This is a genomic window from Coriobacteriaceae bacterium (assembly GCA_025992705.1).
GTDB lineage: Bacteria > Actinomycetota > Coriobacteriia > Coriobacteriales > QAMH01 > QAMH01.
Genome location: DAJPGJ010000001.1, coordinates 1,644,390 through 1,664,704, shown reverse-complemented (window position 1 = coordinate 1,664,704; position 20,315 = coordinate 1,644,390). Strand labels below are relative to the sequence as shown.

Below are 20,315 nucleotides of genomic sequence, written 5' to 3'. Positions count from 1 at the left end.
AGGGTCAGGATAATTTCGGCCAGGAAGGCGACGACGGCCGAGGAACGGCAGTATTGGAGGTACCGTAATGAGTGATATGACAGAGAATGCGGACATGCCCGCCGAGATCGACTTCTCGGACAGCCTTCCGAACCCCTATGCCGGCAAGACACGCCGTCGGGTGACCATCAACATCGACAGCGACACCATCGACTACTTCAAGGCCGAGGCGCAGCGTACGGGCGTGCCCTACCAGACCATCATCAACATGTACCTTGCGCAGTGTCGCGACGAGGGCAAGCACCTTGCGTTCTCGTAACGGACAGAACCAAGAAGCGCCTTCTTGTTCGACCTGTCAAGCGCATTGTCTTCATCGGTAAAAACGCGAGGCAATTGACGCGATGCAGAATGTTTGAGAACATAATTGCACGTAGAAAAACCGCAAGGTTTTGTAAGGGCCGGTCCTGCTGGGACTGGCTCTAGTTTTTCGCACGGAGGCACCCGTCTCGCTCGAAATGGCAAGATGCCGCATCTCACTCCGAAATCATTTGGCTTCATGTCCGAGATCGCTCCGGGAAATCCCGGAGATTCGACCACGCGCGCTCGGCGATTCTGTTAGATGCGAGGGATAGGGTAATTGATGCCAGTGATGACAGTGGAGGTATCCGAATCCGCTTTTATACCTCCAATAGATACCTATTAGAGGTATAATATATATCAGAAAGGCGTTCTGCATGAACTTCGAATACGACCCTGCCAAGAGCGCATCAAACGAAGAGAAACACGGTATCAACTTCGAGGAGGCCCAGAGGCTCTGGGAGGACCCGGAGATGATTACGATGCGAGTCGATCGCAAGGGGGAGTTTCGCAAGATGCTGATCGCGCGGTATGCGGGCTGCTGTTGGTCGGCCATTTATACCATACGGCCGGACAACACCAGAATTATTTCCGTTAGAAGGTCGACGGGGAAGGAGGTCTCGTTCTATGACAGAAAGCGCAATGAATAACATGGGCATCGACGAGTACTTCGACAATGGGGGAGATATGACCCCGTTTATCGAGGAAGACTCCGTTAAGTTTCCTAACCGGGACGATAAGGCGCGCAAGATTAACATCAACATGCCCGAGTGGATGATCGACGAGCTTGACGCTACGGCGCGTCACTTCGCCACGACGCGCCAGGGTGTCATCAACATGTGGATAGGGGAGCGCCTGGCCGCCGAGCGAGTATCCGAACGAGGCTATGCGGACTCAAATGGCAGAGCACATGACGGCATCGGTTAGAAGACGAGATTTCTCGACTCCGCTCACTCCGTTCGCTGCGCTCGAAATGACGGGGGGCCACTTTGCCCCGCTCGAAATGACAGGGGATTCGCTTCGGTCGCTTCGCCCGTGGTGCCGCATATCACCCCGAAGTCATTTGGCTTCATGTCCGAGATCGCTCCGGGAAGACCCGGAGATTCGACCACGCGCGCTCGGCGATTCTGTTAGAAGCGAGGGGTAGGGTAGGAGAGGTTAGTTTCTTCAGTTCGTGATCTAATAAAGTAGTATAATAAAGTAGTAGAAAATAGAGGAACCCATGGACGGCTTGGAGATTCATCCTCGTGTGTTTGCACGTCATCCTGAACTCTCCAAAGAGGATGTCGTCGCCGCATGGAGCAACGTATATTACGAGGCAGTACGACCGGATAGCCCGAGCTTTCCGGAATACCTGTGGATTGGGAGAGATGCACATCAGCGCGACATTGAAATGGTTGGCGCGAGGACGGAGACGGGATGGCTTGTCTATCATGCGAACACGCCGCTGTCCAGACGAACGCGTGTCGAGGTTGAGAAGGCGAGGAGGCGCGGGCGATGACTGAGCGTAAACTTGCAAATGGATACGTCTTAAGTGACGAGGAGATTGAGTCGAGGGTACGTGAATGGGAGGATGGCACGTGGAAGGGAAGTCTTGTCGAGCTTCGTGTGGGCAGGCCCAGGCTTTCTGACGAGCCAAATGCCAATTTATCGTTCAAGTGTCCTGAGTCGGGTGCGCAGATGATTGAGCAAGCCGCCAAGGCATCAGGCATGAAGAAATCCGCGTTCATGCGCGATGCGGCCTTGGAGAAGGCCGCGCTTGTCTTGGCAAAGGCGATCTGAGACAAGGCCGAGGGCATCTTCTAGCGCCTTCGTTGCTTTCTGACCTGTGTGTTTGTATACTGTAATACGTCATACAGATTGGAGGCGAAATGGAAAGCGCACTGGTAAGCGCGCGGGTTCCCAAGGCAAAGAAGGAAGCTGCTGCCGCCATTCTCGCCTCGCTGGGTGCCACGGCGTCAGAGCTCGTGAACAACGCCTATGATTTCCTCCTTGCCGAGGGGCGTCTGCCCGGGGCGACAGCTGAGCAACCTTTCAAACAAGAGGCTTTCGAGAAGTTCGTGCAGCAGAGCACGCTTGCCATCGATTGGGGCGATGACGCTGCAGATGGCGACTACAAGCGTCTCATTGCTGATCAAAGGGCGGCGAGTTATGAATCTCTTGCTTGATACCTGCGTCGTCATTGACTATCTGGGCCGCAAAGAGCCTTTCTGCACCGAAGCAGAGCGTGTGATGGCAGCCGGATTTTTCGGGGATGCAAGGCTATGGATTGCGGGCCAGACGATAAACGACGCATTTTATGTGCTCGGCAAATATCTAGGGCCTCGTAGGGTCCAGGCCGCCCTGGAGACGCTGTTGCAAGTTGTGACTCCCGTCGCGTTGTCTCCGACCGATTATACAAACGCGCTGCGTCTTGGCTGGGACGATCTCGAGGATTGTCTCGTGGCGTTATGCGCGCAGAGCGCCCGCGCTGATTATCTTGTCACGCGGGACACCAAGGGATTCTCCCGTTCGCTCGTGCCGGTAGTTTCGCCAAGCGAATGGCTCGCGCTTATGGAGCAGCGGCATGCTCTGTGTTTCGAGGGAGTCGGGGTATAAACAAAAGGGGCCGCCGAAGCGACCCCTTGCCTGTGCCAGTACCGTGCGTGCAGCCAATCGCTGCCTACGACGCTAGAGCGTGTAGTGCTCCTTGCCTTCGAAGACGTCCATGGCCTCCTCGACATCGTAATCGCCGAGCGTGATGGCGCTGATGGCCTGCGTAAGACGCACGGCCTCGTCGAGCGAGCGCATGTGGATGTTGCGGCCGGTGGCGTTGCCAACAGCACCGCCGACGTGAATCTGGTCGTAGAGGCTCGAGAGGAACTCGCGGGCATCGGCCTTGGAGCCGCCTGCGCACACGAGACCCGTGCGGCCGGCAGCGCGGCTTGCGATGGCCAGGAGCTCGGCACTCGTCTTACCGTCGGCAGCGGCCGGCGGGTTGACCTTGACGAAGTCCGCGCCCAGGCACAGCGCCACACCCGCGGCGCCGGCGATGAGGTCCGCGGCCTTCTCGTCCGTCACGGCCTCGCCGCGCGGATAGATCCACAGGACGACGAGCAGACCCTCGGCATGCGCCTCGGCGATGAGCTCACCTGCCTCGGCCAGCATGTTGGCCTCGAACTCGCTACCCAGGTAGATGGTGTAGCCCAGGCCGACGATGTTGACGCCAGCCTCGCGCATCGCGAGCACGGCCTCGAGGTCGTAGAGCTGCGGGGAGTAGGGGTCCTGCTGGGCGGTCTTGACCAGGTTGGTCTTGGAGTTCATCTTGACCAGGTAGTTGATGTTGGGATAGTCGCGCGCGTACTGGGCGATGAGGCCGCGCTGGCCGGCAAGCACGCCAATCGTGCCCTGGTCGCCAATCTGGAAGAGATGCTCGGGGTCACCATCGGCCGGATCGATGCCCTCGCCGTGGAAGTCCTTGTTGAGGTGCTCGATCTTCTGGTCGCAGGCAAAGAGCATGAGACGGCCGGTGCCGCGCGTGGCGGCCATGTAGTTATCGAGGTAGAGCTCGACGGCCTCTGGCATGACGTCAGCGGGAACGCGCACGTCCTCACGGGTAATCTGGGGCATCGTGGTAATCCTTTCGTTTTTGGCGAGGCGCCCATGTGTCTGGGGCGCGTCGCTTCAATGCATTGCCCATCATTGTACCGCGAGAGCGGGGTAATATGTGCTCATTTTGGTGCCGGAAGTGAAATGTTCGCACGCCGCGCCGCACCTGCGCTCATGGTATCCTTGGGGGCAGACGTACCGAGCCAAGGGAGCGGCATATGCGCATTGCGGTTGCACAGGTAAACCCCCGTGTCGGCGATCTGTCCGGCAACATGAGCAAGATGCTCGATTACGCGCGGCAGGCAGCGCACGCGCACGTTGACCTCGTCGTCTTCGGAGCGGGCTCGCTCACCGGCGCGCACATCGGCGGTCTCGTCGACTCGCATGCCTTCATCGAGGACGCGCATGACCATCTCTGCGCCTTCGCGAAGGAGTCGCCCGTGCCCGCGCTCGTCTCGTGCGCGAGCGTCAACGAGCTCGACGCCGACACGCTCGCCATCGTTCCCGAGCTCTTCCTCGCCGGTGCCGGCTCGCTCGAGTCGCTCGGCGCGCCCGCGTTGCTCGAAAGCGACGTCGTCCCGGTCATCGAGCTTGCGGACAGCAACATCGCCGTGCTCTTCGACGGGCACTTCGAGTCGGGCAGCAAGCTTTCCAACGTCGACGTGCTCGTCGAGATGAACTACGACGCCTTCGGTGACCCGATGGCGGCTCCGGCGGCGCGCGGTGATCTGCGGCATCTCTCCGCGCTTGCGAGCGAATGCGGCGCGCATGTCGTGAGCGCTAACCAGTGCGGCGCGGCCGATGCGGTCGTGTTTGCCGGAAACTCCACGGTCACGGCACCCAACGGCAGCCTGATGCACGCCGCGCCCATCGACGAGGAGGACCTCTTCGTCTTCGATACCGCGCCCGGTGCCGTCCACGAGGTGCAGCAACGCCCGGCCGTCGAGCTTGACATCCGCGAGATCGTCTGGCGCGCGATTGTCGTCGCGACGCGCGATTACGTGCACAAGAACGGTTTTTCCGATGTCATCATCGGGTTGTCGGGTGGCATCGACTCCTCGGTCGTGGCCGCGATCGCGGTCGACGCGCTTGGCGCGGCCCACGTGCATGGCGTCGCGATGCCCGGTCCCTATTCGAGCGATGCGTCGCTTGCCGACGCGCAGGAGCTTGCCCGCATGCTGGGTATCGACTGCGCGGTCGCACCCATCGAAGAGCCGCTCGAGGCCTTCGAGCGCGTGCTCGCGCATTCCTGCGGCGGCAGCGTCGATGGCCTGGCTGCCGAGAACCTCCAGGCCCGCGTGCGCACCGTCGAGCTCATGACGATTGGCAACAGCCACGATTGGCTCATGCTCAACTGCGGCAACAAGTCCGAGGCCGCGATGGGCTTCTCGACGCTCTACGGCGACACGGCCGGGGCGTTTGCGCCCATCGGTGACATCTACAAGACCGAGGTCTACGAGCTCGCCGCATGGCGCAACGCGCAGGAGCCGCGCATTCCGCAGGCCATCATCGACAAGGAGCCGAGCGCCGAGCTTTACGCCGGCGCGCGCGATACCGACCGCCTGCCACCGTACGAGCAGCTTGACGAGCTGCTCGAGGCGCATGTCGAGGGCGAGCTGGGCGCGGCCGAGGCCATCGAGGCCGGCTTTGACGCGCATCTCGTGGCATGCGTGCTCGCTGCGGTTCAGCTCAACGAGTACAAGCGTCGCAGCGAGCCCATCGCGCCGCATGTGCTCGGGACGTCGTTCGCGAAGGACCGTGCCTGGCCGATTACCAACGGCTGGCGCGATCCAGGCATCGTCTAGGGGCGCCGCGCTCCCTGTCATCCCGAGCGGAGCGAAGCGGAGTCGAGGGATCTCCTCATCACGCTGGCTGCGGCTCGCGTATGGCCTCTGCCGGCAGGAATCCCTTGACGCAATCGAAGATGAGGTCCTCGTAGACGACGGCGCCCTCGGGGCGCAGATGCTCGTGATCGTCCCAGAGGTACTCGCCCACGTGATCGACGACGGCCGCGTACCAATCGACGAGGTGCACGTTCTCGTGCGCGGCTGCGAAGTCCGCCAGCATCGGGTTGTTGTGGTCGGTCACGTCCTTCTCGTTGTAGACGTTGACGAGGAAGATCTGCTTGTCCGGGCCCACGAGCTCGTACATCTTGTCGAGCTCGTCGTCTTCGAGCATGAAGTTCGAGAAGCACGCGAAGATCACGACATCGCCGACGACGCCCTGCGCGAGATAATCCTTGTAGACATCGCGCGCCTGCCAGAACCATCGCCCGATGTAGCTGTCCATCAGGGCGTTCGTGTAGTGTGAGTAGAACTCGTCGGCGGAATCTCCAGGCACGGAATCACCAATGAGCAATGGGTTGCGTATACGCGCGAGGCGCTCGGCTTCGGCGAGTTCGGCGGCTTCCTGGTCGAGTTTGCCCTTGAGGTAGTTGCTCGCGGCCACTGCGTTGCCGATGACACCGTTTGCGGGATCGTAGCTTGGCGGTGCGTCGCCGTAGAGCTGCATGGCCGCGCCCGCGGAATGCCCCGTGCTCTTGATGGCGTCTTCGGGGACCTGGTACTCGTCGGGAATGATCGCACAGCCTCCGATGGCGATTGCGGCGGTGAGGATGCTCGCGAGCGCCGGCGCGATGACGCGGGGGCGCGTGATGCCGCGACCAGGATTACCGCGACGCTCGCGCCAGCTCGCGATGGCGCGTCCGATGGCACCGTGGCGGATGGGGTTCTCGACGAAGGTGTAGGACAGCGCCGCCACCACGAAGGTGATGACGAAGACCGCGAGGATGAACCACCAGGCATAGCTTGAGCCGGGATTGAGCGGCTTCATCAGTAAGATGATGGGGTAGTGCCACAGGTAAATGCCGTATGAGCGCTGGCCGACCCACACGAAGGGCTTGAGGCTCGCGAAACGCGCCAGTCTGCTGCGCGGATGTACGAGCACGGCGATGAGCACGGCCGTGAGCACGGAGTTGATGATGATGCCGCCGTGGTACATGAAGCCCGAGAAGCCGTCGATGAAGGCCATCATGCCGATGATGCCGACGAGCGCGATGACGCCGATCACGTCGAGGAGGTTGATGATGCGCGAAGGTACGTTGCGCGTGCCCTCCTCCGTGAGGGCCTGGCCGGGCCAGAAGAGTGCGAGCCATGCGCCGATGAGCAGCGAGCAAGCACGCGTGTCGGTGCCGTAGTAGACGCGCGTGGGGTCCTCGAGCGGGTTGTAGAGCACCCACATGAGCGCAGCGGAGATGACAGCCAGCGCGACGCAGCCACGGCGGATGATGGTCTTGCTCGCGCCGAGGCGGCTCACGACGAGCAACAGTATGGGCCAGATGAGGTAGAACTGCTCCTCGATGGCGAGCGACCAGAAATGCGTGAGCGGGGACGGGTCGCCGAGCGAGTCGAAGTACGAGAGGCCGCGGAAGACGTACCACCAGTTCTGGAACCAGAAGAGCGAGGGCACGACATCGGGACGCAACTTGGTGAGCAGCGGGTGGTTGAAGAGCACGCAAAGCGCGGTGACCACCACCACGACGAGCACGATGGCGGGAAACAGGCGGCGCACGCGGCGCAGCCAGAACTGCGGGAGGTTGACGGTGCCGGTCTCTTCGAGCTCGGCCATGAGCAGGCCGGTGATGAGGTAACCGGAGAGCACGAAGAAGACGGTGACGCCGAGGAGGCCGCCACAGGCGAAGCGGAGGTCGAGGTGGTATGCGATGACGGCGACGACGGCCAGGGCACGCAGGCCATCAAGCGACGCGATGTAGCGCTTCTTCACCTTTTTGGGCGCTGGTCGCCCCGTGCGTCGTGCCGTCAATGCCCCCTCCATCTTTACAGCACGCAATATAAGCCGCGCGCGTGGCAGACGCAAGGTGTGCCTGGCACGCTGTCTCAAAAGGTGGCCAAAATTAGGAGAAAGCCGATGATATGAGACAGCGTGCCAGGCACGCTGTCTTAGGGGGTTACCCGCGGTATTCGGCGTAGACGTCCTCGAAGGCCTTGAGGGCGCCGCGAATCGTGGCCTCGTCGCAGCAGTAGCCGACGCGCGTCCAGCCCTTCGTGAGGAAGCCGTCGCTCGGCACGAGCAGCAGCTCGTGCTGGCGGCAGACCTCGCAGAACGCCTGCGCATCGGGCTCGAGCGCCTCGATCCACATGTAGAACGCGCCCTGCGGGTAGATGACGTTGTAGCCGATGCTGGTGAGGCCGTCGTAGAGGAGCTTGCGGTTGCGGTCGTAGGGTTCGACGTCGATGGGAGCATCGATGCACTCGGCGACCGCGAGCTGGAAGAGCACCGAGTCGCAGATGTAGCCGAGCGAGCGGCCAGCACCGCATACGGCCTTGTAGACGCGGTCGAAGTCGGGCATCTCGCTCGGGACGAGCAGGTAGCCGATGCGCTCGCCGGGCAGCGAGAACGACTTGGACCACGAATAGCAGACGAAGGTGGCGTCGTAGAGGCTCGGGACCCAGGCGGGAGTGAGGCCATCGTAGACGAGCTCGCGGTAGGGCTCGTCGCTGATGAGGTAGATGGTATGGCCGTATTCGGCGGATTTGGCGCGCAGAAGGTCCGCGAGCTGCATGAGGTTCTCGTCGCTGTAGACCGAGCCGACGGGGTTGTTGGGCGTGTTGATGATGATGGCGGCCGTCTTGGGCGTGATGGCCGCCTCGATCGCGTCGATGTCGAGCATGAAGTCGCTTGCGCGCGCGGGTACCTCGACGGTTACCGCGCCGGCGTTGCTCGCCCAGGTCTTGTACTCGGGGAAGTACGGCGTGATGGCGATGACCTCCTCGCCAGGCAGGACGACGGCCTTGATGGCTATGCAGATGGCGGCCGAGGCGCCAGCCGTGAAGTAGAGGTTGCCGGCCGTGTAGTGCGTGCCATAGCGGCGGTTGAGGTTTTGCGCGACGGCCTCGCGGGCCTCGACGAGGCCGGGAGACATGGTGTAGGCGTGCATGGTGCCTTCGCCCTCGTTGACCAGACGGGCGATGGTCTCGTCGACGATGGCGGGGGAGGGTACGCTCGGGTTGCCGATCGAGAGGTCGAAGACCTTGTCATCGCCGATTTGGGCCTTGCGCTCGAGGCCGTAGGCGAAGATTTCGCGAATCTTGTTGGGCGCGGCACCCAGGGCGTACATCTCTTCGTTGATCATGAGGGCTCCTTTTGCGGGAGGTGAGGGCGAACGGGATACGTGACAGTGTAGCGCAATGAGACGGGAAGGGGAGAGATCCCTCGACTCCGCTCACTCCGTTCGCTCCGCTCGAAATGACAATGGTCGCTTCGTTTCGTTCGGGATGACAGGGGGCTCCGTTCGCTTCGCTCGAAATGACAAGAGGCGTACGAATCGGAATTTACGCGAATCGTGTCGCAGGAGCGTAGTAGGATATCCGCATACTCAAAATCATCCGCGATTAGCCTTGGGAGCGCACGTGTCCGACAAACTCCGAACTCCGCTCGTCGATAAGCTGCTCACCGTGCTCGCCAGCATGGACAGCACCGATGAGGTCTACGACTTCCTGCTCGATTTGTGCACCGTGCGCGAAATAGCCGAGATGTCGCAGCGCCTCGAGGTCGCACGCCTACTGGCAGGCGGTCAAAGCTACCTCGACGTGCAAGACGTCACGGGGGCCTCGGCCACCACGATCAGCCGCGTGTCGAAGTGCCTCAACTACGGGAGCGGCGGCTACGAGGATGCGTTGCGCATCATCGCGGCAGGCGATGCCACGGGCGAGGCCGCGGGTTCGGAAGGCGAGGAGTAGGGCATGGCGGAACAAGACATCCCCGCATTCGATCAAATCAAGGCCGCGAGCGAAGGCGAAGGCCCCATTCCCACCTCATGCCGTGAGGCCGGCACCTTCGTGCACCTGCACGTGCACACCGAGTACTCCCTGCTCGACGGTGCCACGCGCATCAGCGAGCTGTGCACGCGTGCCAAGGAGCTCGGCATGCCCGCCGTCGCCATCACGGATCACGGCTACATGTACGGCTGCGCGGAGTTCTACCAGGCGGCCATCAAGGCCGGCATCAAGCCCATCATCGGCTGCGAGGTCTACTTCACACCGGACTCCACGCTGAGCCGCGACAAGCGCCCGGAGCTCTACCACATGATCCTGCTCGCCAAGGACAATCGCGGGTATCGCAACCTCATGCGCATCGTCTCGGATGCCGCAACGGACGGTTTCTACTACAAACCGCGCGTCACGCTCGAGGCTTTGCGCCAGTACCACGATGGCATCCTGGCCACGAGCGCTTGCATCGCCGGCGTCATCCCCAAGTCCATCGACCGCGGCGAGTTCGAGGTGGCCAAGGAGTGGGCGCAGACCTTCATCGACATCTTCGGCAAGGATGACTTCTACATCGAGCTGCAAAACCAGGGCCCGGAGATCGTGACCGACAACGGCATCAGCCAGCCGCGCCTCAACGACGCGCTGTGCAAGCTTGCTGGCGAGATGGGCCTCAAGGTCGTCGGCACGAATGACCTGCATTACCTGCGCCAGGAGGACGCGTACACGCAAGACCTCATGCTGTGCATCGGCATGGGCAAGTTCGTGAGCGACACCAACCGCATGAAGTTTTCGAACGACCAGTTCTATCTCAAGAGTCCCGAGGAGATGGCCGAGGCGCTCAAGGAGCATCCGGAGTGTCTGGCAACCACGCTCGAGATCGCAGACAAATGCAATGTGACCTTGGAGTTTGGTAACATCATCCTGCCGCGCTACCCCTTCCTCAAGGAAGGCGAGACAAACGAGTCGCTGCTGCGCGACATGTCGATGGAAGGCCTCAAGCGCCGCTACGGCGATCCGCTGCCGCAGGAGGTCATCGACCGTTTCGAGCACGAGTACGAGATCATCTGCTCGAAGGGCTTCGCGGCGTACTTCCTCATCGTGCAGGAGTTCGCGCGCTGGGCCAAGGAGAACGGCATTGGCGTGGGGCCGGGGCGTGGATCGGCAGCTGGCTCGATCATCAGCTACGCGCTCGACATCACGACCTTCGACCCACTTGCCAACGACCTCATCTTCGAGCGCTTCCTGTCGCCCGAGCGCACGGAGATGCCCGATATCGACATGGACTTCGACGACGAGCGCAGGCTGGACGTCATCCAGCACTGCCGCGACATCTATGGCCCGGAGCGCATCGCGCACGTCATCACCTATGGCAAGATGAAGGCCAAGCAGGCCGTCAACGACGCCGCGCGCGTGCTCGAGTATCCGGTGTACATGAGCGCCGCCATCTCGAAGATGATTCCCAACGACCCCAAGATGACGCTCGAGCGCGCGCTTGCGGAGAACCCCGACCTGCGCAAGCAGTACGAGAGCGACCCGGACACCGCCAAGATCATCGACGCGGCCAAGCGCCTCGAGGGCATCACGCGCGGCGAGGGCGTGCACGCGTCGGCCGTCATCATCTGCCGCGACCCGGTCTACGATTACGTCCCCACCAAGCTCGACACCAAGGGCGGCATGATCATCACGCAGTACGACGGCGTGATGACCGCCAACATGGGCCTGCTCAAGATGGACTTCCTCGGTCTGCGCACGCTTACCGTCATCTCGAAGGCGCTGGCCAACATCAAGGCCAACCACGGCATCGACATCGACCTCGACAATATCGACATGAAGGACCCGGCGATGTACGAGCTGTTCGCGCGCGGCGGCACGGCCGGCGTGTTCCAGGTGGAGTCGCCGGGCATGCGCGTGCTGCTCAAGAAGATGCGCCCGGACTGCTACGACGACATCGTCGCCGTCATCGCGCTGTATCGCCCCGGCCCGCTGGGTGCGGGCATGGTCGACGACTTCGTCGACCGCAAGCTCGGCCGCAAGCCCATCGCGTACTACGACGAGCGGCTCAAGCCCGTGCTCGAGAGCACCTACGGTACCATGGTGTACCAGGAGCAGGTCATGAGGATTTCGGTCGTCATGAGCGGCTTCACCACGGGCGAGAGCGACAAGGTGCGCAAGGCCGTGGCCAAGAAGAAGATCGCGCTCATGCGCGAGGTCGAGCAGAAGTGGGCCGACGGCACGGTCGAGACCATGGAGGACCACTGGCTCAACGGTGCCGAGCGCAACGGCTACGACCGCAAGATCGCGCAGACGATCTGGGACGACGTGCTCAAGTTCGCGGAGTACGCGTTCAACAAGTCGCACTCGGCCGCCTACGGCATCCTCACGATGCAGACGGCGTGGCTCAAGGCGCACTATCCCAACGAGTACATGGCCGCCGTGTTGTCGAGCTACACGGGCAAGACCGACAAGATCGTCCACTACGTCAACGCCTGCAAGCAGGACGGCATCGCCGTGCTGCCGCCGGATATCAACCAGTCGCGCGGCGACTTCACGGCCACGCCCGAGGGCGTGCGCTTCGGCTTGGCGGGCCTCAAGGGCGTCGGCGAGAAGGTCGTCGAGCTCATCATCGAGGAGCGCGAGAAGAACGGGCCGTTCACGTCGCTGCACGATTACACCTATCGCGTGCCGGGCGAGGCTTGCAACAAGCGTGTGGTCGAGGCGCTCGTCAAGGCTGGCGCCTTCGATTCGACGGGCTATACGCGCAAGCAGCTCTGGGGCTTCATCGAGGGCGGCTCGCTGCTCGAGCAGGCCGCGCAGCGCCAGCGCGACCGTGAAAGCGGGCAGGTCACGATGTTCGACCTGTTTGCGGAGGCGGATGCGGGCGATAACGCCGAGATCGAGGAAGAGATTCCGGCACCCGATGGCATCGAGTGGGATCGCAGCATCAAGTTGCGCTACGAGAAGGAGTCGATCGGCATCTTCGTCAGCGACCATCCGCTGTCGCCATATGCCGGCGTGATGGCGAAGACGGCGTACGCGGGCCTGGGTTCGCTCGATGACGAGGAAGTCTTCCACGACGGACGTACCTACGACTTCGCGGGTATGGTCGCAGACGTGCAGGTCAAGACCACCAAAAAGGGCTCGAACATGGCGATCGTGCGCCTCGAGGACATGGAAGCCGGCGTTGACTGCCTGTGCTGGTCGAAGACCTGGGAGGAGTACCGCCAGGTGCTGCAATCGGAGCTCGAGACGGGCGAGATCGCGGCCGTGCACGTGCGCGGCAAGCTCGAGCGCAGCGACCGTGGTTCGCAGGTCATCGTGTATGAGGTCAAGCCACTTGTGGCTGACAACGGTGCCGATGGCGGGGCTGCGGGTGCGGTCAAGCGCGGGCCGAGTGCGATGGCGATTCACGTGCGTTCCGAGATGTTCTCGAACGAGACGATGCACGAGCTGTCGGCGATTTTCGATAACTATCCGGGTGCGCACCCGGTCACGCTGTTCATCGAGCAGGCTGATGGCAGGAAGTTCCGCGCCGAGCTGCCGGTGAGCGTCAACTGCGGATCGCGGGAGATGGTCACGCGCGTCGGCGATCTTGTCGGTGCAGGTGCCGTCGAGGTGAGGTAACGCTGTAGGGGCGGGGCCGCAGGTGGCAGCGTGGATAGATGGGTTATCTGACTCCCATGAGCCAATCTCTCGCCGATAGTACCCGACACTCTTTCGTCTGGTAGCTGTCCTCTACGCGAGCAACCACAAATCGCCTGGACTGGGCAATGTCAAGCTCGTCCCCCACGCCAAGCAAATGTCGCGTGTATTTGGAGTGGTAGGTACGCGACGATTTTATTTCCACAGCCTGCCTGTCCGCAGGGTTCGTGAAGTCGAGGAGGTCGATTTCACGCTTGCTGTCATCTCGGTAGAAGTATAGTTCCGGACGCGTGGCGTTATTGAGATGCCGCTTTGCGGTTTCGGAAATGATGAGATTCTCGAACACGGCTCCAAACATCTCATGATTAACGAGTTGCTCCACTGACGTGATGTGAAGCAAGTGGCAAAGCAAGCCCGTATCGTAGAAATACAGCTTGGGGGATTTTGTCAGGCGTTTCCGGGCATTCGCGTGGAAAGGCTGAAGCAAGAAGACGATGTGGCTCGATTCGAGGATGGAGAGCCACGATTTTGCAGTCCTTGGGGCCACGTCCGCGTCGTTTGCAAGTGAAGAGTAGTTTAGAAGCGCCCCCGTGTTCAAAGCGCACATCTCGAGCAGCCTGCGAAACGATGTCTTGTTTCGCACGTCAAGCAATCCCGCAACATCTCTTTCTATATATGTCTCCACGTAGCTTGGAAAGTATGCTGCTGGTGGGATATCCGCAGAATGAAGGCGTGGATACCCGCCCATGAAGGTGAAATCATCAACTGCGTAGTTTCCCTGCATGCTGTCTTGAAGCTCCCGATAGGATAGGGGGAGTAATGTCGTCAATCCGATGCGTCCGGCGAGCGACTGGGAGATGCTTTCCATCAAGAGGAAGCTCTGGGATCCAGCGAGAACGTATTGGCCGGCAGATCCGCGTTCGTCACTCACGACTTGGATCATCGAGAAGAGGCCGGGAGCATACTGTGCCTCGTCGATGATGAGACGCTCCGGCCTATTGCGAATGAAGCTCACCGGATCCTCGATCGCCGCTGCGCGTATTTGAGGGTCCTCCAACGTTACATACGAATAATCGGGGAACGCGTGCTTGGCGAGCGTTGACTTTCCGCTTTGACGCGGACCGGTAAGCGAGACGACTGGGTACCAGCCCGCGGCCTGTTTAAGCTTCGGTTCAAGCGCCCTATGTATGAAGCCTTGCATGCAAGTCTCCTCGAAAACCAGAATTGGTAATTAGATAATACCAAAATTAGGAAGTAAGACTTACCAAAATAATGAAGTAGATGAATACCGAAACGTTTTCTGCACGTGGGGTTGCAGGTGCGATGTCGCGGATGCACAGAAACGGCGCATGTCTAGGGTCGAGGGGCTCAGGCGCGGTCGGATGACGCACTTTTGGCGGATGTCTAGGGTCGAGGGCGCGCGAAGGCTAGAGGTTGGCGATTTCTGCGCAAGTAGAGACGGCGAATCCTAGAGATGGTCGATTTTTGCGCGCGGGGAGTCGCAGGCGCGAGGTTGCAGGTGCGAGAGAGCGTGGGTAATCCTAGGATTGCGGGATTTTTGCGCACGGACGCTGCTATAATGCGCATCACTACATGGAGGCCATTAACTCCTCCTCCTCTTAATATTGGACGCTGCTGATCGGCGTTCTCATTCTAGGCATTTCGGGCATGTGACCCTTTGCAAATCGTTTCCGCGAGGACGGCTTTTCGTTTACTCGCTTCCGCTTGATCCACCAACCGAATACATCCCGAGCCTCCTGAACACACCGCAGCAGCTCGATTGTCCGAAAGGAACGGTGAGGCTCTATGACATTGCACATTGATGCCGATTGTGCGCTTGCATACTGGATGTCGAGTGCAGCGGGGCGCGGGACTGTCAAACGTGCGTCGCATGAGACGCTCATGGAGCGGTTTCAATCGGGCAATTTACCTGGCTGGGCATACGGCAACGACATGCGCCTGCATGTCGTTGCCGAGGGCAAGAGTGCGTTCGTGAACAGAAAGGGACTCTATTGCCGCGTGGTCATGTCGTCTCTGCCTTGTGATTCCTTTGCCTTTACCGATACGGGATTGCCCGTTGTCTCACCCGAGTACTGCTTTCTGCGACTTGCGAGCGCCCTATCGCTGCCCGAGCTTGCGAAGGTGGGCTCGCTGCTTTGTGCGGCGTTTTCGTTTGACGAGGCCGGTTGCCTGATGGAGCGTTGCGATCCGATTGTCTCCACCAATACATTACATAGGTACATCAAGGCGGCTGGGTCTATGAAGGGCGTAGTGCGGGCTCGCCGGGCGCTGCAGTTTGTTGCGGCTGGTGCGGCATCGCCGCCGGAGATAGACGCGGCACTTTTGTTGTGCCTACCACCAATGCACGGCGGGTATGGGTGTCCAATGCCAGAGCTCAACGGGCATGTTAGGTTAAATCCCGTCATAGCGCGGTCACTGGGGTATGCGGATTGCTATGGCGATTTGCTCTGGCGCGATGCGAAGTGCATCGTCGAGTACACTTCCGAGCAGCATCACACCGGCTATAGGAAGCAGGCGCGCGACGAGATACGCCGCGCTGCGCTTGAGGCCATGGGCTATCGGGTGTTTCTGCTCACAAAACCGCAGCTTCATAACCAGATCGCGTTCGAGGGGTTTGCGCGGGCAGTGCTGTGCGCTATTGGGAAGCGTATGCCTCGCCGGAGCCTCGAGCATCAGAGCGCACAGTATGAGCTGCGCAAAAGCCTGCTCTTCGAGCCGTCATGGGCGATTGCGCATGCATGTCACGATCGGGTGGGGGAGCTGTGAGACGAAGATGACTGGCAATTGTGGTAGGTGTCGAGCCTTGTCCTGTCATGAGGTGCTGCGGATATAGCCGATGGCGTTGTGGGCACGCAGAATCGGCGCATGTCTAGGGTCGCGGGGGCTCGGGTGCGGCCAGGCGACGCGTTTTTGGCGGATGTCTAGGGTCGAGGGCATGTTGAGGCTAGAGGTTGGCGATTTCTGCGCATGCGGAGACGGCGAATCCTAGAGATGGCCGATTTTTGCGCGCGGGGAGTCGCAGGCGCGAGGTTGCGGATACAGGGGCGGTTATGGGAATGCTTGGAAAATATGCATTTTTAAGAAAATTATCCCTGGAAAATATGCAACTAAAGAGCGAATGGCAATAAACCTAAGACAAAAGAAGTTTGCATTTTTGCAATTTTCAGCATTTTAAAGTTTGCAAAAATGCAAATTATGCCTGTTTGAAGTTTACATTTTTGCATTCCACCTGGTAGAATCACTACATTCGATATAAGGGGACAATACATGCTTAAGCGGAAGATAGACACTGTCATCGATGCATGGCGAACATCGAAGACTAATCAAGGGCTCCTTATCACAGGGGCTCGACAGGTTGGCAAAACGAGCAGCATAGAAGCGTATGGAGCAGAACACTACGCTGCCATCGTCAAGATAGATTTTGTTGAGCAGCCTCGTGCAGTTGAGATTATAAGTGCAGCGCAAGACCCTGATGACCTAATGTTGCGCATCACGTCCTTGGCAACAGATCCCATAGTTCCTGGGGACACGTTACTGTTTTTCGATGAAGTACAACGCTGTTCTGATGCCATTACATGGATGCGTTATCTGGCTGCAGACGATAGGTTTGATGTCATCTATTCGGGGTCGATGCTTGGAATAGAATCGTACGATTTTCGGTCTCTTCCGGTGGGAACTATCGATATCGTTGAGATGTTTCCACTCGATTTCGAGGAGTTCTGCTGGTCGCAAGGGATTGACGGGTATCTCTGGGACACGATTACGGATTGTTTTGCTGCGCGTAAGCCTGTCCCCGACTTTTTGCACGAACGGTTTCTCGACCTGTGGAAGCGCTACGTGCTTGTTGGCGGAATGCCGCAAGCTGTGCAAACGTTTGTTGATACGCATGATACGCAGCTTATGCGACTACGACAGCGAGGCATACTCGATGCGTATCGTGCTGACATTACTCGATATGTTTCAGATGAGATTCGTTCTCGCCAGATAAAGACCATCTTTGATGCAGTTCCGGCACAGCTCAACAAAGAAAACAGACGCTTTGTTATACGGGGCGTTACGGACGGTGGTCGTTTTTCGAAGAAAATCGAATCCGATTTTGATTGGCTTGCTGATGCGGGCGTCGTCATACCCGTGTTTCGCTCTACGGAGCCGGTTTTTCCGCTTGGGTTTTCTAGAGAGGTGAACCAATTCAAGCTGTATTTATCGGACGTGGGATTGCTGTTCTCGACTTTTCCTGCCGTCGATGTTGAACGCTTACTTGAGATGTCCGAGAAGATGAATCTGGGCAGTGTCTATGAGAATGCCGTTGCGCAGGAGCTTCGTGCGCATGGTCATGAAAGCATCTACTATTTCAACAAGCGGGGGGTCGGGGAGGTAGATTTCCTGGTTGAGGAAGACAGGTCGCCCCTTGTTATGCCGATTGAGGTGAAGTCTGGAAGGAACTCGCATCGACATGCAGCGCTTGACGCGCTCATGGGTGTCAAAAACTACAAGTTTGAAGGCGCCATTGTGCTGCACCCAGGCAATCTGGAAGAGAATGGCGCTATAACGTATCTCCCGATCTATTTTGCGGCGTTCCTATAGATGCATTGTGGCGAATCTTAGAGATGGCCGCTTTTTGCGTACGCGGAACTACAGACGTGAGGTGGGTAAGACTGAAAGCGTTCTTGGAAAGCCTTCTTCTGCTTGGATTGGGATGCTTCTCAGTTTCTAAGTTTGGTTTATCCGGTTTCTGATCAATGCGAGGATTGAATTATCTTGCATATAGATAAATGCGAGTAGCGCATTGTCTGAGAGTCAGATTAATTTGAAATCCGATTAATGTTCTATGCAGATTAACAAGAAAACAGATTAATTCGTAACATAAATAATACGGTATTCAATCTTAAGTGATTAAATCATTTAATTTTCAATAATCTATATATTGATAATTCTTTTAATAAATTTTCCATCTTAAAGGTTAAATGCCTTTATAAGTAAAAGTTATTAATAGGATATAAACATCTAATTGATATTACTTCTTAATCAATAAATACGATTAAGTGTAATTCAATCTTAAGTGATTTAAGCAATTAGAATGTATATCCAAATAGAGAATGAAATCTTTTAAAATCGCTATCTGAATAGTTAGCAAAAATGAATGTTCAACTAACAATTGATATTTATGAAATTTGAACAGCTAGGATTTCGCGAAGTACGAATAGCAAAACTCCGAAATTGCATAGCGGTTTCGAAAATGGGGTTCGATTTTCGTATATCGGAGTCGAAAATGGGTCAAAATCGCGTAGCTCGGGTGCCAAAACAGGGCAAATCGAGGCTTGGAATCAAGGGTTTGCGGATCGGTCGATGTCTCGTGGCTAACAGAGCGATATCCCTTGCAAAAACGACGCGTTTGAACGCCTTCTAACGGGTTTTCTGGGGTTATGGGGTGTCTCAGGGGCGCAGAGACGCCCTTAGCGCCTCTCAGCGCCGCATATTGCCTCAGCGTGAGGGGGCACGGGGAGCGCCTGCCAGGGCTTAGAAAACCATGCGCCCTGGTAGATGCACCACATGCCTTTAAGCGTTTTATCTGGCGCTGCAGGTAGGAGATGCCTGCGCAAGAGGATGCGAAGTGGGGGTGCGAGGAGCGGGACGTACCCACGGGGCTTAGAAGACCATGCGCCCCGGTGGGTACGTCCCGCTCCTCGTGTTGTTTGCTGGCATTGTGACCACGGGAATCTATCGGCTGAAGTCGCAAACAGGTTCAATCGACGTATCGCCCATATATAGAACGGGCGCGTGGGCTCTGGCTTCGGAGGGGGCGCCTGGTGCGTCTCCAGGGCTTAGAAACCCATGTGCCCTGGTAGACGCATCACGCGCCCGAGGTGTTGCATCTGGCGCTGTGTGTCACGGGGTCTGACCCTGCGATACAAGTCAGCGGGGCACTCGCTGTCATCTCGACTGGAGCTGCCGCAAGGCGGCGGAACGGGGAGATCCCTCGACTGCGCTCATTGCGTTCGCTTCGCTCGGGATGACAGGGGGGGGGTCGCCGCCTTCCGAGAATTGTGGATGGGGGATGGAGAGAACGGGGGTGGGCGTGCCGCTCGTTGTCAAAAATCGACCGTTCATATTGGATGCGCAGAAATCTGGGAGGGATTTGCAGCGATGTCTGGGGCGAGTTTGCAGTCACGTAATGCTTCAGTGCGGAAGCGCGGATGAGCAACGAGAGGGTGGCGCGGAAAGGCAGGTGGGCGGAGCGAAGGTAGCGCGGAACCGCAGGCAAACGACAATGAAGGGGCGATTTTAGACACCCGCTGGAGATCGAAGAAAGGACTCGTGTTGGTCAAGTTTCTATGCCGTCATCGGGCGCTGCTGCTGCTTCTGACTGACAAAGTGACGCCGTTCTGTAGGCTTCCGCGCTTGGTTCCGCGCTTTATCACAGCAGGTCAAAGCATATCGAATGACAATTTCGGCACTTTTCCCGCGCTGGGTTCCGCGCCTGTATTTTGGACAGCGCGGGGATTTTGGGTGTGATAAGAGATGATTTGACGGCTTCCGCGCCTCGTTTGCGCAGGTCACATGGTATCCCGCGCCAAAAATGCCAAAAATCCCGCGCTTTCTTTGACCTGGGGGTTTACAGCGCGGGGGTCTGGGAGTAGAGTACGCAATGATTCAAAAGCGGCATTGGGCGCACTGCGCCCTTCGCGAGGAGTCAGCCAAAGTCACCCAGTGGGGGGACTTGACGGCAAGCCTTAGGGCAAACCGTCAAACCCAGAGGGCGTGGCGGATTGTATGAACCGCAAGCCTTCATAAACGGGAAGACTGTGCGGCGACTCGCGGGCCGGAAGCAAGAAGGAAAGGCAGCAGGGTGCAGAAGCACTACGACATAGAGAGAAGCGGGCTGGCGACAGCCGTCTCTCATGCTGCTCACGCGCAGACGAGGAGATCGCTGGTATTAGCGGCCCT

General features: G+C 58.8%; 15 protein-coding genes. 11 read left to right on the top strand and 4 right to left on the bottom strand.

Annotated elements, in window-relative coordinates:
• Positions 1 to 67 precede the first annotated feature (67 nt).
• The 6 genes from OIM11_07410 to OIM11_07385 all read left to right on the top strand — a co-directional run bounded on the left by OIM11_07410 (position 68) and on the right by OIM11_07385 (position 2,934).
• Positions 68 to 298 carry a BrnA antitoxin family protein gene (locus tag OIM11_07410; protein HJJ00954.1) on the top strand — a complete coding sequence of 77 codons (231 nt, stop codon included), beginning with the start codon at positions 68 to 70 and terminating at the stop codon, positions 296 to 298.
• Between the two features lie 415 nt (positions 299 to 713).
• Entirely contained in the window at positions 714 to 986 is a 273-nt protein-coding gene (locus OIM11_07405; GenBank protein HJJ00953.1) for a BrnT family toxin, read from the top strand.
• Positions 964 to 1,263, top strand: coding sequence for a BrnA antitoxin family protein (locus OIM11_07400; protein HJJ00952.1), 300 nt, complete (start codon positions 964 to 966; stop codon positions 1,261 to 1,263). The genes OIM11_07405 and OIM11_07400 overlap by 23 nt, the downstream gene beginning before the upstream one ends.
• A gap of 570 nt (positions 1,264 to 1,833) precedes the next feature.
• Positions 1,834 to 2,118 carry a hypothetical protein gene (locus tag OIM11_07395; protein ID HJJ00951.1) on the top strand — a complete coding sequence of 95 codons (285 nt, stop codon included), beginning with the start codon at positions 1,834 to 1,836 and terminating at the stop codon, positions 2,116 to 2,118.
• 89 nt (positions 2,119 to 2,207) lie between these two features.
• Positions 2,208 to 2,504 (top strand): hypothetical protein, encoded by a 297-nt coding sequence (locus tag OIM11_07390; protein ID HJJ00950.1) that lies wholly within the window; start codon positions 2,208 to 2,210, stop codon positions 2,502 to 2,504.
• Positions 2,488 to 2,934: a PIN domain-containing protein gene (locus OIM11_07385; GenBank protein ID HJJ00949.1), complete on the top strand. Its 447-nt coding sequence runs from the start codon at positions 2,488 to 2,490 to the stop codon at positions 2,932 to 2,934. The genes OIM11_07390 and OIM11_07385 overlap by 17 nt, the downstream gene beginning before the upstream one ends.
• A gap of 72 nt (positions 2,935 to 3,006) precedes the next feature.
• On the opposite strand, the gene OIM11_07380 is transcribed toward OIM11_07385, so the two are convergent.
• On the bottom strand, positions 3,007 to 3,945 hold the full coding sequence (locus tag OIM11_07380) for a hypothetical protein (GenBank protein HJJ00948.1): 939 nt from the start codon (positions 3,943 to 3,945) through the stop codon (positions 3,007 to 3,009).
• A 197-nt stretch (positions 3,946 to 4,142) separates the two neighbouring features.
• On the opposite strand from OIM11_07380, the gene nadE reads away from it, so the two are divergent.
• On the top strand, positions 4,143 to 5,729 hold the full coding sequence (nadE, locus tag OIM11_07375) for an NAD(+) synthase (GenBank protein HJJ00947.1): 1,587 nt from the start codon (positions 4,143 to 4,145) through the stop codon (positions 5,727 to 5,729).
• 58 nt (positions 5,730 to 5,787) lie between these two features.
• Here nadE and OIM11_07370 read toward each other — a convergent pair whose 3' ends face one another.
• Positions 5,788 to 7,746 carry an acyltransferase gene (locus OIM11_07370; GenBank protein ID HJJ00946.1) on the bottom strand — a complete coding sequence of 653 codons (1,959 nt, stop codon included), beginning with the start codon at positions 7,744 to 7,746 and terminating at the stop codon, positions 5,788 to 5,790.
• Between the two features lie 145 nt (positions 7,747 to 7,891).
• Positions 7,892 to 9,076 carry a pyridoxal phosphate-dependent aminotransferase gene (locus tag OIM11_07365; protein HJJ00945.1) on the bottom strand — a complete coding sequence of 395 codons (1,185 nt, stop codon included), beginning with the start codon at positions 9,074 to 9,076 and terminating at the stop codon, positions 7,892 to 7,894.
• A gap of 277 nt (positions 9,077 to 9,353) precedes the next feature.
• On the opposite strand from OIM11_07365, the gene OIM11_07360 reads away from it, so the two are divergent.
• Positions 9,354 to 9,683 carry a YerC/YecD family TrpR-related protein gene (locus OIM11_07360; GenBank protein ID HJJ00944.1) on the top strand — a complete coding sequence of 110 codons (330 nt, stop codon included), beginning with the start codon at positions 9,354 to 9,356 and terminating at the stop codon, positions 9,681 to 9,683.
• A gap of 3 nt (positions 9,684 to 9,686) precedes the next feature.
• Positions 9,687 to 13,331 (top strand): DNA polymerase III subunit alpha, encoded by a 3,645-nt coding sequence (locus OIM11_07355; GenBank protein ID HJJ00943.1) that lies wholly within the window; start codon positions 9,687 to 9,689, stop codon positions 13,329 to 13,331.
• A gap of 43 nt (positions 13,332 to 13,374) precedes the next feature.
• Here OIM11_07355 and OIM11_07350 read toward each other — a convergent pair whose 3' ends face one another.
• Positions 13,375 to 14,550 (bottom strand): ATP-binding protein, encoded by a 1,176-nt coding sequence (locus OIM11_07350; protein ID HJJ00942.1) that lies wholly within the window; start codon positions 14,548 to 14,550, stop codon positions 13,375 to 13,377.
• Between the two features lie 701 nt (positions 14,551 to 15,251).
• Between OIM11_07350 and OIM11_07345 the strand changes: the two genes are divergently transcribed.
• Positions 15,252 to 16,136: a hypothetical protein gene (locus OIM11_07345; GenBank protein ID HJJ00941.1), complete on the top strand. Its 885-nt coding sequence runs from the start codon at positions 15,252 to 15,254 to the stop codon at positions 16,134 to 16,136.
• Between the two features lie 501 nt (positions 16,137 to 16,637).
• Positions 16,638 to 17,954 carry an AAA family ATPase gene (locus tag OIM11_07340; GenBank protein ID HJJ00940.1) on the top strand — a complete coding sequence of 439 codons (1,317 nt, stop codon included), beginning with the start codon at positions 16,638 to 16,640 and terminating at the stop codon, positions 17,952 to 17,954.
• Positions 17,955 to 20,315: the final 2,361 nt, after the last annotated feature.